Below are 18,132 nucleotides of genomic sequence, written 5' to 3'. Positions count from 1 at the left end.
CACATTGTCTGACGTTTAATGGTTTTAGCTAATTTATATTTTCAGAGCTGAGTATGAAAAGAATTAAGATTAGCCTTGCTTGGCAGATCGTAATTGCCCTTATTATTGGTGTATTGGTAGGCTCTTTCCTACACTATTCTCCTGAATATCGCGATGATTTAGTCATGAATTTCTTGAATCCTTTGGGTTCAATTTTCATTACGCTCATTAAAATGATCGTGGTTCCACTTGTTGTATCTATGTTAATTCTAGGTATTGCAAATAGTCACGGTCAGAGTCTTGGCAAGCTAGGTTTCAAAACAATTTTATACTTTGAAATTGTTACTACAATTGCAATCGTTGTTGGTCTTGTTGCAGCAAACGTATTCCAGCCTGGTGCTGGTATTGATATGTCCTCATTAACGCAAGTAGACATTTCTAAATATGCAGAAACAACACATCAAGTAAGCGAAGCACATCATGGTTTAATACAAACCATTCTTTCGGTTATTCCATCAAACTTCTTTGCTGCTTTAACAAGTGGTCAAATGCTTCCGATTATTTTCTTCTCGGTAATGTTTGGTATTGGTTTAGGTGCACTTGATCGAGAAGTTAAACAACCATTACTTAATGTATTAAACGCTGTTTCTGAAACAATGTTTAAAGTTGTTCACATGATCATGAAGTTTGCACCTATTGGTGTATTTGGTCTCATTGCTGCAACTGTTGCTAACTTCGGTTTCTCATCGTTACTACCCTTGTTAAAACTTGCACTTCTTGTATATGGCGCGATCTTCTTCTTTATTTTTGCTGTTTTAGGTGTTGTGGCTAAAATTTGTGGCTTCAGCATTTGGACAATTATCAAAATTCTTAAAGATGAATTAATTCTTGCCTATTCAACTGCAAGCTCTGAAACCGTTTTACCTCGTATTATGGAAAAAATGGAAGCTTATGGTGCGCCAAAACCAGTTACAAGCTTCGTAATTCCACTGGGCTATTCATTTAACCTAGATGGTTCGACCTTATATCAAAGTATTGCAGCAATCTTCATTGCTCAGCTCTATGGTATTGATTTAACGCTAACGCAAGAAATCACGCTTGTTTTAACGTTAATGATTACGTCTAAAGGTATTGCAGGTGTTCCTGGCGTTTCTTTTGTTGTGTTATTGGCAACTTTAGGCAGCGTAGGTATTCCTCTTGAAGGTCTTGCATTCATTGCAGGTATTGACCGTATTTTAGATATGGCACGTACGGCATTGAACGTTATTGGTAATGCTTTGGCAGTACTTGTAATTAGTAAATGGGAAGGCGTATTTGACCAAGATAAACGTAAAGAATATGAGCTTGAGTTAAACAGCAAATAATTTTTTATGTAATGAAAAAAGGACACTAAGGTGTCCTTTTTATTTTATAAAAATAACGTTATATTGTTTAAATATTAAGCATTTTTTTGCTGGGGATTTGAATGGATAACTTTATAAATAAATTAAATAATCATATAGAACATGTAAAAAGAGTTGGATCTCATTGCTCCACAGAAGAAACAACGAAACAAGCATTAATTTTACCCTTCTTAGATATATTAGGTTTCAACCCTTATGATCCAACAAAAGTTCTAGCAGAATTTGCTGCTGATTTTCCTGGAGTAAAAGCCACTGAACGTGTTGATTATGCATTATATTGCAATAATCAACCTGTTATGTTCATTGAAGCAAAAACACATTCTGCAAATTTAACAAATCATGCGCCACAGCTTTCAAGGTATTTTAATAGCAGTTTAGGTGTTACGATTGGTGCAATTACCAATGGGCGTGAATGGCGCTTTTTTACAGATCTAATCAACCCCAATGTTATGGATGAAAAACCATTCTTAACTATTGATTTTACAAAGCATAAAGCTGAGGAATTAACTCAATTAGCCGAATTTAAACATGATAATTTCCATGTCGATAAACTAAGGTTTTTTGCAGAAGAAAACCAATATATTCAACAATTTAAATCTGTAATTAAAAGAAGTATAAACGAAGTAGATATTGATTTTGTGCGATACATTGCACAACAAGCCAATATTCAACGTCAGTTAAATACAAAGTTTTTAGAGACAATTCAACCTTTTGTAAAACAAGCTGTAGAACAAGCTATCAGTGATACTGTTGTTAAAGGATTATCCTCACCTACCATTATTACAGCTCAACCGATTGAGCAGAATTCTATTATTAGTGGAAAAGCTGAAAATTATTCTGAAGACACTCTAACCGATCAGATTAATAGAGATAATAATAGAATTGTAACCACTGTTAATGAGCAGCAACTATTTAATATTGTTCAAGAAATTCTATCTGATTCTGAGTTAATGCCTAAGGATACTGAAAGTTATTATTCTGTTTTATATCAAAATAAAAATAATAGATGGTTGTTTCGCTACGATGTAAACCGTAAGCGTCCCACAATTCAATTTGTAGTACCAATTGATGATATCCGTAAGACTGAATTAATACGTGCAGGTTTAGAAGTTCAACCGAATGGTTTAATATTTATCGACAAGCCTGAATATTTATATCGTATGGTTGGCATACTAAATGATGCTTACTCTTATTGCATTAATGATGACAACTTTAAACGAACTCCATAAAAAAGGACGCTTCAGCATCCTTTTTTATAAACTATATTTATTTTTTAGTTAGTCGATTCACCAAATACAGAAACATTTAAATCAAGAATTTTAGTACTACCATCAGGTTTATCAAAACTTACATCATATTGAACCAAATTTTTATCATAACTATATTCATACGTTACGGTATACAAACTTGGTTGATCTGTCGATTTTTCAATTTGCTTGGACACAATTTTTTTATGTTTAAGCTCAGACTTAGGCAAAGCCGATGCAAACTTATGCAAAGTTTTTGTATTTTTATTAAATTCAGCCTGTAATTCAGGTGCTAAATACATCAGAAATTGATCGAATTTTTTATCACGTAAATCATTATAAGCATCTGCTGCAACTTGTTCCTGTGCAGGACTAGGATTAGGAATAGAATCCATCGCCTTTTGACCAAGCTTGTCACAACCCGCTAAAGCAAACAAACTACTTAAAAGCAATATTTTTACTTTCATCATTTACACATACATTCAAACTCTAAAAGCTAAGTATATAAAAAAAGGACGCCTAAGCGTCCTTTTTTACACAATAAAACTTAATCTTCTGATGGATTTACATCAGTTTCAATATCTGCTTCATTTGTACTTGTTGTTTCAACTTCAGAAGTTTCACCATCAACATCTTCAATAAAGTCATCTTCTTCTACAGCTTCAACAGAAACCACACCAACAAGAATCTCTTCATTTCCAAGACGAATTAAGCGAACACCTTGAGCATTACGACCTGTCGTTGCAACTTCAGATGCACGCGTACGTACTAAAGTACCACCATCCGAAATAAGCATTAGCTCTTTTGTTTCATCAATTGAAACAGCACCAACCAATTCACCGTTACGCTCAGATGTTTTAATTGCAATCACACCTTTACCGCCACGTTTCTTCGTTGGGAAGTCACCTACTGGTGTACGCTTACCATAACCATTTGCACATGCACACAGTACTTCACCTTCTTCAGGCACAACCACTAAAGATACAATACGGCTAATAAATGTTGAATCTGTATCTTCTTCATCAGAATCTACATCTGTTTCAACATCATCTTCCACAACAGAAGCTGCAAATGTTACGCGCATACCACGCACACCTTTTGCAGAACGTCCCATTGAACGTACATCTGTTTCAGCGAAGCGAATTGCTTTACCTTCGTTAGAGAACAACATAATTTGCTGTTCGCCATCGGTAATAGCAACACCAATTAAAGTATCTTCTTCTTTTAGCTCAATTGCACGTAACCCATTTGAACGAACATTGCTAAATTGTTCTAATTCAACACGTTTAATTGTGCCCGATGCTGTTGCCATAAATACATAGAAGTTTTTACGAACAGCTTCTGCTTGTTGAGCAAAGTCATTAATGATTTCATCGTCTAGATCGGTTGTAGAAAGCTCTAAACCAAGCTGTTTCAACTGAATACGTAATGCATCAGAAATATCATCAGCACCATCTTCAGACTCAGTTAAAGCTGCTTCAAGCTCTGTATAATGACTATTGATCACTTCGTTTGTTTGTAGCGTTGCAGCATTAGCTTTCACAAATGCTTTAAAATCTGCCAAACGTTCTTTGAATTTTTTCGGTGCATCAACTACAGGTAAAATTGCTGTAATTGTCTCGTTTTCATCCAATGGCAATAAATTCACCATTGGGCGCCCTTTCGAGCCACGAGATGCTTGAGGCACTTCATAAACCTTCAGACGGTACACTTTACCTACGTTAGTAAAACAAAGAACCGTTGCATGGTTAGATGTCACAATCAAATGTTGAATGTAATCATCTTCTTTCATAGACGTTGCAGATTTACCACGACCGCCACGACGCTGTGCCGCGTAGTCAGATAATGGTTGAGTTTTCGCATAACCTGTCTTAGAAACGGTAAGCACCATTTGCTCTTCAGGAATCAAATCTTCACGAGAGAAGTCGATACGAGATTCAACAATATCTGTTTTACGTGCATCGCCATATTGCTGAAGAATAAGTGCTAATTCTTCACGAATGACATTCATCAACAAATTAAAGTCATTTAAAATTGCTGTTAATTCAGCAATTTGCGCAAGAATTTCAGTATATTCCGCTTGTAACTTGTCTTGTTCTAGACCTGTTAAACGATGTAAACGTAATTCTAAAATTGCACCCACTTGTGTTGGAGACAAACGGTAAACAGCACCATCAATACCAAATGGACGACTTGGATCTTCGCCTTCAATTTCATCAGGACGTACAGAAACTGCGCCTGCTTTTTCAAGCAATGCAGCAACACCGCCTGCTGCCCACTCACCTGCTTGTAAACGCTCACGCGCTTCGGCTGGGTTTGCAGACGTTTTAATGGTTTCAATAATTGCATCAATATTCGCAAGTGCAACCGTCAGACCTTCTAAGATATGACCACGCTCACGTGCTTTACGTAATTCAAACATCGTACGACGTGTTACCACTTCTTGACGATGACGAATAAATGCAGCAATGATATCTTTTAAATTCATTAACTTAGGTTGACCATTATCTAGGCAAACCATGTTAATGCTGAATGAATTTTCTAACTGAGTATTTTGGAACAAGTTGTTCACAATCACTTCAGCATTTTCACCACGCTTTAAGTCAATGGCAATTCGCATACCATCTTTATCTGACTCATCGCGAAGCTCTGAAATACCTTCAAGTTTTTTCTCTTTCACTAACTCAGCAATACGTTCAATCGTTTTTGCTTTGTTAACTTGATAAGGAATTTCAGTAAATACAATCGTTGTACGACCTGTTTTTTGGTCTTCTTCAAAATGGTATTTACCACGAATATGTAAACGACCTTTACCTGTGCGGTAAGCATCTACAATACCCGATTTACCATAAATAATACCGCCTGTAGGGAAATCTGGACCAGAAATGTGTTCCATTAACCCTTCAATACTAATTTGCGGATCATTTGCATAAGCTAAACACGCATTCACGACTTCTGTCATGTTATGCGGAGCCATATTAGTTGCCATACCAACAGCAATACCTGTTACCCCATTAATGAGTAAGTTCGGCACACGTGTTGGCATAACTTGAGGAATACGTTCAGAGCCATCGTAGTTGTCTTCCCACTCAACAGTATCTTTTTCAAGATCTGCTAAAAGCTCATGGGTAAGTTTACGCATACGTACTTCGGTATAACGCATTGCTGCTGCGCTATCACCATCGACAGAACCGAAGTTCCCCTGACCATCAACCAATTGATAACGCAAACTAAAATCTTGCGCCATACGAACAATTGTTTCATAAACTGCAGAATCACCATGAGGGTGATATTTACCGATTACGTCACCAACCACACGGGCAGATTTTTTATACGCTTTGTTATAGTCATTGCCCAATTCGTGCATTGCGAAAAGCACACGACGATGAACTGGTTTTAAACCATCTCGCACATCTGGCAAAGCACGTGACACAATCACGCTCATTGCATAATCGAGATATGAGCTTTTAAGTTCATCCTCAATGGCAATCGGTCTAATTTCCGATACGCTCATGCATACTCCTTGTTATACAAGCAGAATTCTGCCCGCATTTTATATCGTAAAATCAGTGAAAAGCTCGTCTTAAAAGACGTAACTAAAATTAAAAATATAGCCAATTATTATAGCATAGATAGCAATGTTTTTGTGCCAAACAATATCAACTATAACCATGATTTTTTGCATTTATTTTGATCAATTTAGCTAATTTTATGACAAAAAAACCTCCAATAATGGAGGCTTTTATTTTTAACTTTAATCGTATTCAGACCAAGCTGATATTCAGCAAAATATATAAATTTTACCGAACAATAACTTACCCTTTTCCCTTATCTTGTTTCATCAATGAAAATGCGATCAGAAACAATCCAATAATGAGTGGGAATTCATATAACTCTTCAATTAAGTCCCCATATTGAACATCATGCAAAAATATTGGAGCAATTAAACGCCCGTGCTCTACAGAATCTGCAATAACTAATCCAAGTACAGAAATAACAATGGCCCAAGCAGGAAATACAGCCTTTTTAAACTTATTTGCAATTTCACCTCTCAAATGGGATGAAAAAAGCATAAATACAACTGGAGCAATGACAAAAACAGAAATTACACGAAAATATTCTCTCGGCACATCTGGAAAGTAATCACGCCCCCAACTTGTACTACGACCAAATAGTAGAATCCACCAAAAAATAGCCCATAACCAAAATTGCTTTTGACCATTTTCCAACTGAAATGGCTTCACGTAAAAATAGGTGAATATTGCACACAGTAACAATAAAGTAGCTTGTAGCGCTTCTATTACAGTTACAAGAAAACCATCAAATAATGGAACATGAAAATCAGCAAAAAATGGAAAAATAACAATTAAAACTGCGCATATCACAACAGGCACAGTGATACGATATTCAATTAACAAGGGAGACTCTCCAAATCTTGCTAAAACAACAAGAAATGATTAAAAAATGATTACAATAGTAACACAAATAAACAATGTAAAATTAAGTCAATAGATACATACTTTTAATCAAATACTTTATTATCAACTAGTTATGAGTTATTTAAAAAATTAAAGCCAATAACAAAAGAATAATGAATTATAAATTCTAGCTAAAAAATTAATTAAAATAACAAGATATCAATTATATTATTTTTAGATCTTACTGTTCTATAAATAAGCTTGTACGTTAATCAAAATTATGAACAATAAAAAGCACTCAAAATGAGTGCTTTTTATTCTGTATTCTAGAAATTAGATTTTTGAAACTAATTCAGGAACTACAGTATTCAAGTCACCTACCAACCAGTAATCAGCTACTGCATTAATTGGAGCTTCTTCGTCTTTGTTAATCGCAACGATTACTTTAGACTCTTTCATACCAGCCAAGTGCTGAATCGCACCTGAGATACCTACAGCGATGTATAAGTCAGGTGCAACAATTTTACCTGTTTGACCTACTTGCATATCATTTGGCACAAAACCAGCATCAACCGCAGCACGTGAAGCACCTTGTGCAGCGCCTAACTTATCTGCCAATGGGTCAAGTACAGCGTGATAGTTTTCACCTGAACCTACACCACGACCACCAGAAACAACAATACGAGCTGCAGTTAATTCTGGACGTTCTGATTTTACGATTTCTTCAGAAACGAACTTAGAAATACCAGCATCACCTTGAGATGCTACTGCTTCAACAGTTGCTGAACCACCTTCAGCAGCAACCGCATCAAAAGCAGTACCACGAACAGTAGCTACAACAATTGCTTCGCCAGATTCTACAGTTGCAATTGCATTACCTGCATAAATAGGGCGTTTGAAAGTTTTAGCACCATCAACAGCAATTACATCAGTAATCATACTTACATCAAGAAGTGCAGCTGCACGTGGAAGTACGTTTTTACCTGTGGTTGTAGAAGCAGCAAGGATATGTGTATAACCTTTACCTACTTCAGCAACTAATTTAGCTACGTTTTCAGCCAATTGATTTGCATAAGCAGCATCATCAGCAAGTAAAACTTTGCTTACACCAGCAACTTTAGCTGCTTGATCAGCAACTGCTTGAGCGCCAGAACCTGCAACTAATACAGTGATATCACCACCAATTTTTTGCGCAGCAGCAACAACGTTTAGAGTTGCACCATTAAGTGCTTTGTTGTCGTGCTCAGCGATAACTAAAATACTCATGATTTTTATCCTTCTGTATTAGATCACTTTCGCTTCATTTTTCAATTTTTCAACAAGTTCATCTACAGATTTAACTTGTACACCAGCTTTACGTTCTGCAGGAGCTTCAACTTTAACTGTTTTAAGCTTAGTTGTAGCTGTAACACCAAAGTCTGCAGGAGTTTTAGTATCAAGTGGCTTTTTACGTGCTTTCATGATGTTTGGAAGAGCAGCATAACGTGGCTCATTCAAACGCAAGTCAGTTGTGATGATTGCAGGAAGTGCAAGCTCAACAGTTTGTAAACCACCGTCAATTTCACGAGTAACTTGTACTTTATCGCCTTCAACTTTAACTTCTGATGCGAAAGTACCTTGACCTGCACCAAGAATCGCACCAAGCATTTGACCAACTTGGTTAGAGTCATCATCAATTGCTTGCTTACCAAGAAGAATCAACTGAGGTTGTTCAGCGTCTACAACACCTTTAAGAATTTTAGCAATTTCAAGAGCACCTAGTTGGCTGTCATCAGCTTCAACTAAGATACCGCGGTCAGCACCAAGTGCCATCGCTGAACGGATTTGTTCTTGAGCTTCTTTAGGACCAATAGAAACAACAATGATTTCTGAAACAGTTCCCTTTTCTTTTAAACGAACCGCTTCTTCCACTGCGATTTCACAGAATGGGTTAATTGACATTTTAACGTTAGTAAGGTCAACCCCACTATTGTCCGGTTTAACGCGAACTTTAACGTTGGCATCAACCACACGTTTTACAGCAACAAGAGCCTTCATGTAATCCTCGGCTGTTTTAGCAAATGTAAATGTTGAGAAGAATATTGTAATTCTTCACTTAAATTTTTTAGGTGTCCTATCTTGCAATGTGTATGGCATTTCGGTCAAGTCACAATTCAATAAACACCTGTAAAAATGCGTAAATTTCCTTGAACGATGCGTTCACATTTTTATTTTGATGCTATTTTAAAACTTTAAATGGGAAATTTAGTTATTTTTTAACCATTGATTTATATTATATTTTTATTTGATTTATCTCATCAAAACTACTGATTTTGGCAAATAAGAAAAGATGCTCTATTTAAGTCCCTTTTATACTAATGTCTTGGCAAAAAATACAAAGCGATCAACCAATCTCAAATTATTTATTTGTCTAGAAAACTTTGTACCCATCTAACTCATTAAACAATTTAGATTTTTAGTCCATAGCTATTTACTTATATAAATAAAAAAGCACATCAATAAGATGTGCTTCCTGCTTATTCATTTAAACACTATTAATTAATAATTAACCATGTCGCAGCGGCTGCCAACAGTCCACCTGATGTTCCATCAATGATTTTCTGCTTACGTTCATCTATATGTGTTTTTTGCGTAATTTTGGCAAATACAATACTTAACGTACAATACACAACAAAAATTAAGCCAATAAAAATAAACGATAAAATTAAACCCTGACTTACTGTATCACCTGTTTTATTGATAAATTGCGGCAAAATCGCAAAATAAATCAGCATACCTTTTGGGTTCAATAATGCAGTAAAAAAACCTTTTTTAATTGGATTAGATGCACTCTTTTTCTCAATTTTTAGTTTTTTACTGCTAAATACAGACTTCAATAAACTTGCAGCTAAATATAAAAGGTAAGCAATTCCTAGCCAGCGGATCGTTTCAAATAAAATTGGAAATGAAACAATAATGGCTGCAATTCCTAAAGCAACTAAAACGGAGTGAACCAAATAACCCGAACATACACCTACAGTTGCCATCATACCTGCTTTTGCATCCTTACCCATCACTTGTGACAGGATAAAAAGCATATCTGGTCCTGGTGTGAAAATAAGTGGAATTACCGTTAAGGCAAACAATGCAAATACAGACATATCCTTTTCCTTTCTCATTTGTCTGAAAGTTGAAGTAGTATCTGCGAAAAGCTTTAAAATAGGATTTCAAATATTCTATAATTAATATTATTTTTCGAATTATATTCTAATTTATGAGAATTATATCTAAGTCTATTTCAGTAAAACTAGATCGAATCGATAAATGTATCATTTATGAGCTACAAAAAAATGGGCGTATTCAAAATAACGATTTAGCTAAAGAAATTGGCTTATCACCTTCGTCATGTCTACGTCGAGTTAAGCTACTCGAAGAAGCTGGTGTCATTGAGCGTTACACCACCATTGTTGATCAGCACAAAATTGGTTTTAAGTTAATTTTATTTTCTCGAATCTGGCTCGTTGGTCAAGATGCTGAAACTATTGATACTTTTATTGAAGCAATGAAAGAGCTTCCTCAAGTTATGGAGTGCTATATTATTTTAGGTGAATGTGATGCGATGCTAAAAGTCATTGTCCCCGATTTAGAAAGTTATCGTAAATTTCAGTCTACTCATTTAACCAAAAAAAATGGCATTACGAGTGTAAAAACAGATTTGCCTAGTCAGATTATTAAGCAAAGCACTCAACTACCACTCGATGACCTCTAGTGAACTTTTAATTTAACCAATATAAAAAAGCATAGTTAAAACTATGCTTTTTTACTTCAAACTTAAAGGCTAAGCTGAAACAGAATCTAAAAAATCACGATGTACATGACTTAAATCTATTAATTCATACTGCTCTAAACCAAAAATTTCCCACACAGCAATTGCATCTTCTTTTAAGTCGATATTTACAGTTGCAATCGGGCGCTCTTGCCACTGTAAATCTGAAATCCACAAATATGTTTGTTGTGTTGTAGGATTAATGGCTTGCACTTTTCCCTCTGCATTAATTCCCTGAACATGTGCACCTTGAGGCAATACAGCTTCAATTTTAGGTAAACTAATTTCCACAAAATGCTTCACTTGACGTAAGCCATAGCCAGCAAAAATCTCTTTTTGTACTAAAGATAATTGATCATATTTTTCTTGAACGTCTAAAATCATTTTTATACCTTGTTTAAAAACAATTGCTTATTAATACATCCAATGGAACGAAAAAACCTTTTCATGTTTTATACAGCCACCTTCACTTATACACTAATCTTATACATCAAAAATTGACTTCTTTTTATTCTACGTTAGTTCAAAAAGTCATCTTTTATCTTGATAAACAATAGCATTAATTTTATTGCAACAGCATTATTCAACGTTTTTGAATTGTTACTATTTTTTTACTTGTGCCCGAGGATGTGCTTGGTCGTAAACTTGTGCCAAATGATCAAAATCGACATGAGTATATATTTGTGTTGTCGTTAAATTACTATGCCCCAACATTTCTTGTACGGCACGTAAATCTCCACTGTTTGACAACATATGACTAGCAAAACAATGTCTTAACAAATGCGGATGCAAATCTACATTAACACCTGCTCGTTGCGCTTGAAACTTTACTCGATTTTCAATTTGCCTTACCCCTAAAGGATTTCCTTTTTGAGTAATAAAAATATTCGCCTCAGGTACAAAATCACCATGCCACGATGGATACAACTGTAACCATTGCATAACAGCTGTTTTTGCTTTCTCTCCAAATGGAACAACACGGGTCTTATTGCCCTTACCTGTAATTCTGAGTAATTGACGATTAAAATCGACATCTCGGATAGTTAGTCCTTGAACCTCTGCCAAACGTAAACCACTTGAATATAACAACTCTAAAATTGCTTTATCTCGAATCCACAACTGCTTTTGCACTTCAGATTCAGGCTCTGGTTGATCTAAAATTTGATTAATTGTTTCAATATCAATCATGCCAGGTAGTGGTCTTGGCTGGCGTTTCAACTGAAAATCATCTGTTGCGTTAAAAGCCAAATACTGTCCTTGCTCTGCCCATTTCATAAATTGGCGAATAGATGAAAGCATACGCTGCAAACTACTTGAGCTTAATTGGTGTTGTTCTACTTTATTTGCTAAGTAACTACGCAAATCGGTTGTTTCTATATTATTTAATTCTAATTTTTGATGTTCACAATAATTTAAAAAGTCAGAAACATCTCGAAAATATGCCTGTAAAGTATGTTTAGACTGATTTTGAATTTCACGTTCTTTTAGCCACATAGACAGTAGTTGCATGGATTGCTGTTGCACCTAAACATCCTCCATATACCGTCTGATTCCATATAAAAACTGAGTGTAGCAAATTTATATCAATTCAACATTTATTTCATTCACAAAAAAGCCCTAATACATTAGGGCTTTTTTGTCGCTTATTCTTAAGACTGGAAATAGCGTAAATCTAAACGCCCTTCAAAAACTGTTGCTGTTGGACCTGTCATCCAAACAACATCACCTTCTTTCCATTCAATTAAAAGCTTACCACCTGCCAATTCAATTTCCACAGAACTTGCTAACAAACCACGGCGCATGCCTGAAATAGCAGCTGCACACGCACCTGTACCACAAGCAAGTGTTTCACCCACACCACGCTCAAACACACGTAAACGTGCATGCTTTTCATCAATAATTTGCATAAAACCTGCATTTACACGCTGTGGAAAGCGTTCATGAGATTCTACTTGTGGTCCAATTTTAGCAACATCGGCTGTAAGTACATTTGGCACAACCGTTACTGCATGTGGGTTACCCATATTCACAACATCTATTGTTAGCTTTTCATCATTTGCTAAATCAATGTCATAAAGATTTTCTGGTTCTTCCGCAATAAACGGAATTTCTTGTGGCAAAAATTTAGGATAGCCCATGTTTACACGTACCCAGCCATTTTGACCAAGTTCAGGCTCCACAATACCAGCTTTCGTTTGCACTTTAATTTTGGTTTTTGTCGTAAGTTTACGCTCATGAACAAAACGTGCAAAACAGCGTACACCATTACCACATTGCTCAACTTCAGAACCATCTGCATTAAAAATACGATATTTAAAATCTGCATTTGGTACATCTGGTGGTTCAACAATAAGTAACTGGTCAAAACCAATACCAAAGTTACGATCTGCCAAACGTTGAATTGTGAGTGTATCTAAAAACGCTTTTTGACTAATGAGATCAACCACCATGAAATCATTGCCTAAACCATGCATTTTGGTAAATTCTAATAACATCTAAAATTACTCCTTAAGGCAATAAGCGCTCATTTTCCCACAATGATTCAATGGTTTCGCGTTCACGAATCAAATGTGCATTTTCACCATTAACCATTACTTCAGCAGCACGACCACGGCTATTGTAATTTGAACTCATTACAAAACCGTATGCACCTGCGCCAAGCACAGCCAATACATCATTTTCTTTTAGTGCTAACTGGCGTTCTTTACCCAAGAAATCGCCTGTTTCACAAATTGCACCAACCACATCCCACTCTTTTACCTCAACATCTGTACGTGGCGTTACTTCTTGAATGTCCATCCATGCTTCATATAGCGCAGGACGTATTAAGTCATTCATTGCAGCATCAATAATGGCAAAGTTGCGATGATTTGTTGGTTTTAATAAATCAACTTTGGTAACTAATGCACCTGCATTTGCAGAAATGCTACGCCCAGGTTCCATATACACTTTTAAGCCTAACTTTTCTAAAGCTGGTTTAAGTGCATTAGCATATTCTTCAACTGTAGGCGGCACTTCATCTTTATAAGTCACACCTAAACCACCACCAATATCGATGTGTTTAAGTGTAATACCCATTTCTTTTAGCTTATCGATCATAACAATGACACGATCTAAAGCATCAACAAAAGGCTGAGTTTCAGTAAGCTGTGAACCAATATGACAATCGATTCCCACAACATCTAAATTTGGTAAAGATGTTGCATACTGGTAAGTTTCAAATACTGTATCTGAAGGAATACCAAACTTATTTTCTTTTAAACCTGTAGAAATATAAGGATGTGTTTTTGCATCCACATCAGGGTTTACACGCAAAGAAATAGGTGCTTTTTTACCTAGTTCGGCAGCAACCTTTTGAATACGATCAAGCTCTGCATAAGACTCAACATTGAAACATGCAATACCAACTTCCAATGCTTTTTTGATATCTGCTTCAGTTTTACCTAAACCAGAAAACACAATTTTAGATGCATCGCCACCAGCTTTTAATACACGTGCAAGCTCGCCACCTGTCACAATATCAAAACCTGCTCCAAGCTTGGCTAATACATTCAATACCGCAATATTAGAGTTTGACTTTACCGCGAAACATATTTGATGATCGATAAAGCTAAAAGCACGATCCATATCTAAAAAATGCTTTTCAAAGGTTGCTTTTGAATAAACATAAAGTGGCGTGCCGAATTGCTGTGCAAGCGTTTGTAATGAACATTGCTCTGCATGCAATACCCCATTAATGCGGGTGAAACTCATGAATGTATCCTTGCGTTGATCGAGTTAAGGTGTCTGTGTCTCAGAACTTGATGGTGCAGCAAATTGTTGCTGTACAGGTGCTGTAGCTTGTTCTTTTTGCTTTTCTACAGATTTAGAATCTGAATAAAGTAAATACTGTGCACGCTTATCATAATTCTCATCTTTGGCTAACTGTAATGCGCCAGATTGACCACAGCCTACGAGTGCGTAACTTGTAACTAAAATACCGATGCCGCAAATGACTAAACGCATCTGACCACCTATCCATTAATTTTAACAAAGTATACCGTGATCACTTTCATGACCAAAGCACTAAACGCAAAAGATTAGCCTCTGAAATAAAAAAACGCCAGTAAATAACTGACGTTTTTGCTAAAAATTTAAACTTTATTTATGTTTTGGCTTATAGAAACCAAAATATCCAATAACCAAAATAATGAACCAAATAGGACTCACCATTAACGCTTGGCGTGTATCTGCCTCAAGTGCAAGAATACCAATAGTACAAATAAAGAAAATTGCAACAACCGCACACGTAAATAAACCACCAGGTAATTTAAATGTTGATTTTGCATGAAGCTCAGGACGAGTTTTGTAATAAACCACATAACTCCAAATAATCATAAGCCATACACAAATGAATAAGATGGTCGATAATGTTGTTGCAAGTGTAAATGCCAACACTGTGTTTGGAACAAAATACTGTAATGCAGCACCAGCAAATAAACACACAGTTGAAAAATACAATGCATTTGCAGGAACAGCGCGCTTATTCAATTTGCCCAATGACTTTGGAGCTTGCTCTTCACGAGATAAACCAAAGAGCATACGGCTTGTAGAAAATACACCGCTATTCATTGATGACATTACCGATGACAGAACAACAAAGTTCATAATAATAGCTGCAGCAGCAATACCTGCTTGGCTAAATAAGTTTACAAATGGGCTGATTGACGGATCAATCTTATTCCATGGTGTAACAGCCATTACCACAACCAATGCCAATACATAGAAAATAATGATACGAATTGGAATTGAATTCACTGCTTTTGGTAAGTTCTTTTCAGGATCTTTCGTTTCTGCTGCGGTTGTACCCACTAACTCAACACCCACAAATGCAAAAATTGCAATTTGGAAGCCTGCTAAAAAGCCTGTTAAACCTGTTGGGAACATCCCACCATGACTCCATAAATGAGTTAATGATGCGACTTGACCTGAAGTAGATGTAAAACCTGTAAAGATCATCCATCCACCAACGGCAATAAGTACCAAAATTGCAATGATTTTCACCATTGCAAACCAGAACTCCATTTCACCAAATAATTTTACCGTTGCTAAGTTCAAACACATAATGAACGAAATTGAGGCAACACTAATCAATACGCCTTCTAATGGTGAGAATGACACTCCTCCATTAAAGAATTGTAAATAATAAATAATGGCTGATAAGTCTGCGATACCAATTGTGATCCAGCACAACCAATACGTCCAACCTACAAAATAACCAGCCCATGGACCAATTAAATCGGTTGAGAAATCAATAAATGATTTATATTGAAGATTAGATAATAGCAATTCTCCCAATGCACGCATTACAAGAAAAACCATGAAACCGATAATCATATAAATAAATAAAATGGACGGTCCAGCAAGACTAATTGTTTTCCCTGAGCCCATGAAAAGCCCTGTCCCTATGGCTCCGCCAATCGCAATCAACTGCAAATGTCGATTCGACAAGCTTCTTTTTAAATCACCATCTTCCGTTGGCGAATTTATTTTTTGCTCTGACATTTTTTAATTCACCTTTAATATAACCAACTAAAATTAACTTAAATTTTAAATAATGCAAAAGAAAACGTCCTACGATCAGTATTTCCTTAATAATCGTAAATATTGATTTATTTTACTTATTTGCTTTTTTTAGTGATTAATACAACGTGTATATTTATTTTTTGTTGATTTACTTATTGTAACAAACCCATTTTTGTGTACAAAATAAACAGGTATGTTGTGGTTCATTACCATCTCATACGACATAAATAAATTTCAAAAAAATGGCATAGCAATTGCTTAATTCAAATAACGAATAATCAGGATGAAAAGAAAATATTTATGCAAAATTTACAATCAATTATGGAAACATTAAGTGGATGGGTTTGGGGTCCTTACATGCTCGTACTCATTGTTGGTACAGGTGTGTTTTTAACCTTCCGTCTACTCTTTTGGCAATTTAGAATGCTTCCTTTAGCATTCAAACAAGTATTTGGAAAGCATCCAAATAAAAATGAACCTGGGGATATTTCGCAGTTTGCATCACTAATGACAGCGCTTTCAGCAACCATTGGTACGGGTAATATTGCAGGTGTTGCTACAGCTTGCGTACTAGGTGGACCTGGTGCTGTTTTCTGGATGTGGATGACTGCATTATTTGGTATGGCAACGAAATACGGCGAAGGTGTTTTAGCTGTTAAATATCGTGTCAAAAATGAAAGTGGGCAAATGAACGGTGGTCCAATGTACTATATCGAGCGTGGTCTCGGTACAAAGTGGAAATGGATGGCTGTATTATTCGCTTTATTTGGTACGCTTGCATCATTTGGTATTGGGAGCTCGGTTCAATCTAATACAGTAGCGCTTGCTGTTGAAAATAGTATGGGCGTTGAAACGTGGATTACAGGAATTGTGATTACTGCTTTTTCAGCATTAGTGATTTTAGGTGGGATCAAAAGCATTTCTAAAGCATCTTCTGTTATTGTCCCTGTGATGGCAATTGGTTATGTTGCTGGTGGTTTAATTATCATTTTAAACAACCTAGAATTGGTTATGCCTGCACTAGAAATGATTTTCACATACGCGTTTACGGGTGAAGCTGCTGTTGGTGGTGCAATTGGAGCTGCTATTCGTTACGGTGTTGCACGTGGTGTATTCTCTAACGAAGCAGGTATGGGTTCTGCACCTATTGCTGCTGCCGCTGCAAAAACTGACCATCCTGCGCGTCAAGGCTTAGTATCTATGACAGGTACATTCATTGATACGATTATCGTATGTTCTATTACAGGTATTGTACTTGTCATGGGCTACATCATGGCTGGAAATTCATTTGATGGTCAAACAGGTGCCGTACTTACCATTTCAGCATTTGATAAACTATTACCTGGTGTTGGTGGTTGGATCGTTACTTTAGGTATTATTTTCTTCGCTTATTCAACTATTCTCGGTTGGAGTTATTATGGCGAAAAATGCTGTAGTTACCTTCTCGGTGAAAAATTTGTATTGCTATATCGTATTATCTACATCATTTCTGTATTTATTGGCTGTGTCGCGACACTAGACCTTGTTTGGTTATTCGCAGATACATTTAACGGTTTAATGGCTGTACCTAACTTAATCGCATTATTATTACTTTCAGGTATTATTGCTAAAGAATCTAAAGATTTTATTGCAAAACGCAAATCAGGCGAGTTGTACTAACTTTAAAAATAAATTTACGTATAAAAAAGCCACCTAAAGGTGGCTTTTTTATACTC

At 36.0% G+C, this 18,132-nt stretch carries 16 protein-coding genes; 4 read left to right on the top strand and 12 right to left on the bottom strand.

What is annotated here, in order from left to right; genetic code table 11:
* Positions 1 to 53 precede the first annotated feature (53 nt).
* Both gltP and AC5YDH_RS02195 read left to right on the top strand, forming a co-directional pair.
* On the top strand, positions 54 to 1,343 hold the full coding sequence (gltP, locus tag AC5YDH_RS02200) for a glutamate/aspartate:proton symporter GltP (protein ID WP_496116652.1): 1,290 nt from the start codon (positions 54 to 56) through the stop codon (positions 1,341 to 1,343).
* A gap of 101 nt (positions 1,344 to 1,444) precedes the next feature.
* The gene (locus tag AC5YDH_RS02195; RefSeq protein WP_496116650.1) at positions 1,445 to 2,611 is read left to right on the top strand and encodes a type I restriction endonuclease; all 1,167 of its coding nucleotides are present in this window, start codon (positions 1,445 to 1,447) and stop codon (positions 2,609 to 2,611) included.
* A 44-nt stretch (positions 2,612 to 2,655) separates the two neighbouring features.
* On the opposite strand, the gene AC5YDH_RS02190 is transcribed toward AC5YDH_RS02195, so the two are convergent.
* From AC5YDH_RS02190 to AC5YDH_RS02165, 6 genes are all read right to left on the bottom strand, one after another.
* Positions 2,656 to 3,096 (bottom strand): DUF3887 domain-containing protein, encoded by a 441-nt coding sequence (locus AC5YDH_RS02190; protein WP_496116789.1) that lies wholly within the window; start codon positions 3,094 to 3,096, stop codon positions 2,656 to 2,658.
* A gap of 80 nt (positions 3,097 to 3,176) precedes the next feature.
* A complete protein-coding gene (gene gyrA, locus AC5YDH_RS02185) occupies positions 3,177 to 6,143 on the bottom strand; it encodes a DNA gyrase subunit A (protein ID WP_496116648.1) in 2,967 nt (988 codons plus the stop codon).
* Between the two features lie 301 nt (positions 6,144 to 6,444).
* Positions 6,445 to 7,047 (bottom strand): hypothetical protein, encoded by a 603-nt coding sequence (locus AC5YDH_RS02180; RefSeq protein WP_496116647.1) that lies wholly within the window; start codon positions 7,045 to 7,047, stop codon positions 6,445 to 6,447.
* 333 nt (positions 7,048 to 7,380) lie between these two features.
* Positions 7,381 to 8,313, bottom strand: a complete 933-nt coding sequence (locus tag AC5YDH_RS02175; protein WP_496116646.1) for an FAD-binding protein — start codon at positions 8,311 to 8,313, stop codon at positions 7,381 to 7,383.
* A gap of 18 nt (positions 8,314 to 8,331) precedes the next feature.
* Positions 8,332 to 9,084 (bottom strand): electron transfer flavoprotein subunit beta/FixA family protein, encoded by a 753-nt coding sequence (locus AC5YDH_RS02170; RefSeq protein ID WP_496116645.1) that lies wholly within the window; start codon positions 9,082 to 9,084, stop codon positions 8,332 to 8,334.
* 497 nt (positions 9,085 to 9,581) lie between these two features.
* Positions 9,582 to 10,187: a LysE family translocator gene (locus AC5YDH_RS02165; RefSeq protein WP_496116644.1), complete on the bottom strand. Its 606-nt coding sequence runs from the start codon at positions 10,185 to 10,187 to the stop codon at positions 9,582 to 9,584.
* Between the two features lie 113 nt (positions 10,188 to 10,300).
* Here AC5YDH_RS02165 and AC5YDH_RS02160 point away from each other — a divergent pair, with 113 nt between their 5' ends.
* Complete coding sequence (locus AC5YDH_RS02160; RefSeq protein ID WP_496116643.1) at positions 10,301 to 10,795, top strand: Lrp/AsnC family transcriptional regulator; 495 nt, start codon at positions 10,301 to 10,303, stop codon at positions 10,793 to 10,795.
* Positions 10,796 to 10,864: 69 nt separating this feature from the next.
* Here the strand turns inward: AC5YDH_RS02160 and AC5YDH_RS02155 are convergent, their stop codons facing one another.
* The 6 genes from AC5YDH_RS02155 to AC5YDH_RS02130 form a co-directional block, all read right to left on the bottom strand.
* The gene (locus AC5YDH_RS02155) at positions 10,865 to 11,236 is read right to left on the bottom strand and encodes a hypothetical protein (protein ID WP_496116642.1); all 372 of its coding nucleotides are present in this window, start codon (positions 11,234 to 11,236) and stop codon (positions 10,865 to 10,867) included.
* 219 nt (positions 11,237 to 11,455) lie between these two features.
* Complete coding sequence (gene xerA, locus AC5YDH_RS02150; protein WP_496116788.1) at positions 11,456 to 12,346, bottom strand: site-specific tyrosine recombinase/integron integrase; 891 nt, start codon at positions 12,344 to 12,346, stop codon at positions 11,456 to 11,458.
* Between the two features lie 155 nt (positions 12,347 to 12,501).
* Positions 12,502 to 13,347, bottom strand: a complete 846-nt coding sequence (dapF, locus tag AC5YDH_RS02145) for a diaminopimelate epimerase (protein WP_496116641.1) — start codon at positions 13,345 to 13,347, stop codon at positions 12,502 to 12,504.
* Between the two features lie 13 nt (positions 13,348 to 13,360).
* Positions 13,361 to 14,605, bottom strand: a complete 1,245-nt coding sequence (gene lysA, locus AC5YDH_RS02140) for a diaminopimelate decarboxylase (RefSeq protein WP_496116640.1) — start codon at positions 14,603 to 14,605, stop codon at positions 13,361 to 13,363.
* A gap of 24 nt (positions 14,606 to 14,629) precedes the next feature.
* Positions 14,630 to 14,857 (bottom strand): lipoprotein, encoded by a 228-nt coding sequence (locus AC5YDH_RS02135; protein WP_496116639.1) that lies wholly within the window; start codon positions 14,855 to 14,857, stop codon positions 14,630 to 14,632.
* A 135-nt stretch (positions 14,858 to 14,992) separates the two neighbouring features.
* Positions 14,993 to 16,396: an amino acid permease gene (locus tag AC5YDH_RS02130; RefSeq protein WP_496116637.1), complete on the bottom strand. Its 1,404-nt coding sequence runs from the start codon at positions 16,394 to 16,396 to the stop codon at positions 14,993 to 14,995.
* A gap of 321 nt (positions 16,397 to 16,717) precedes the next feature.
* Between AC5YDH_RS02130 and AC5YDH_RS02125 the strand changes: the two genes are divergently transcribed.
* Positions 16,718 to 18,076: an alanine/glycine:cation symporter family protein gene (locus tag AC5YDH_RS02125; protein ID WP_496116636.1), complete on the top strand. Its 1,359-nt coding sequence runs from the start codon at positions 16,718 to 16,720 to the stop codon at positions 18,074 to 18,076.
* Positions 18,077 to 18,132 lie beyond the last annotated feature (56 nt).

Source organism: Acinetobacter sp. FY683, from assembly GCF_059515885.1.
Note: the sequence above shows the minus strand (reverse complement) of the source record. Positions and strands in the feature narration are given on the sequence as shown.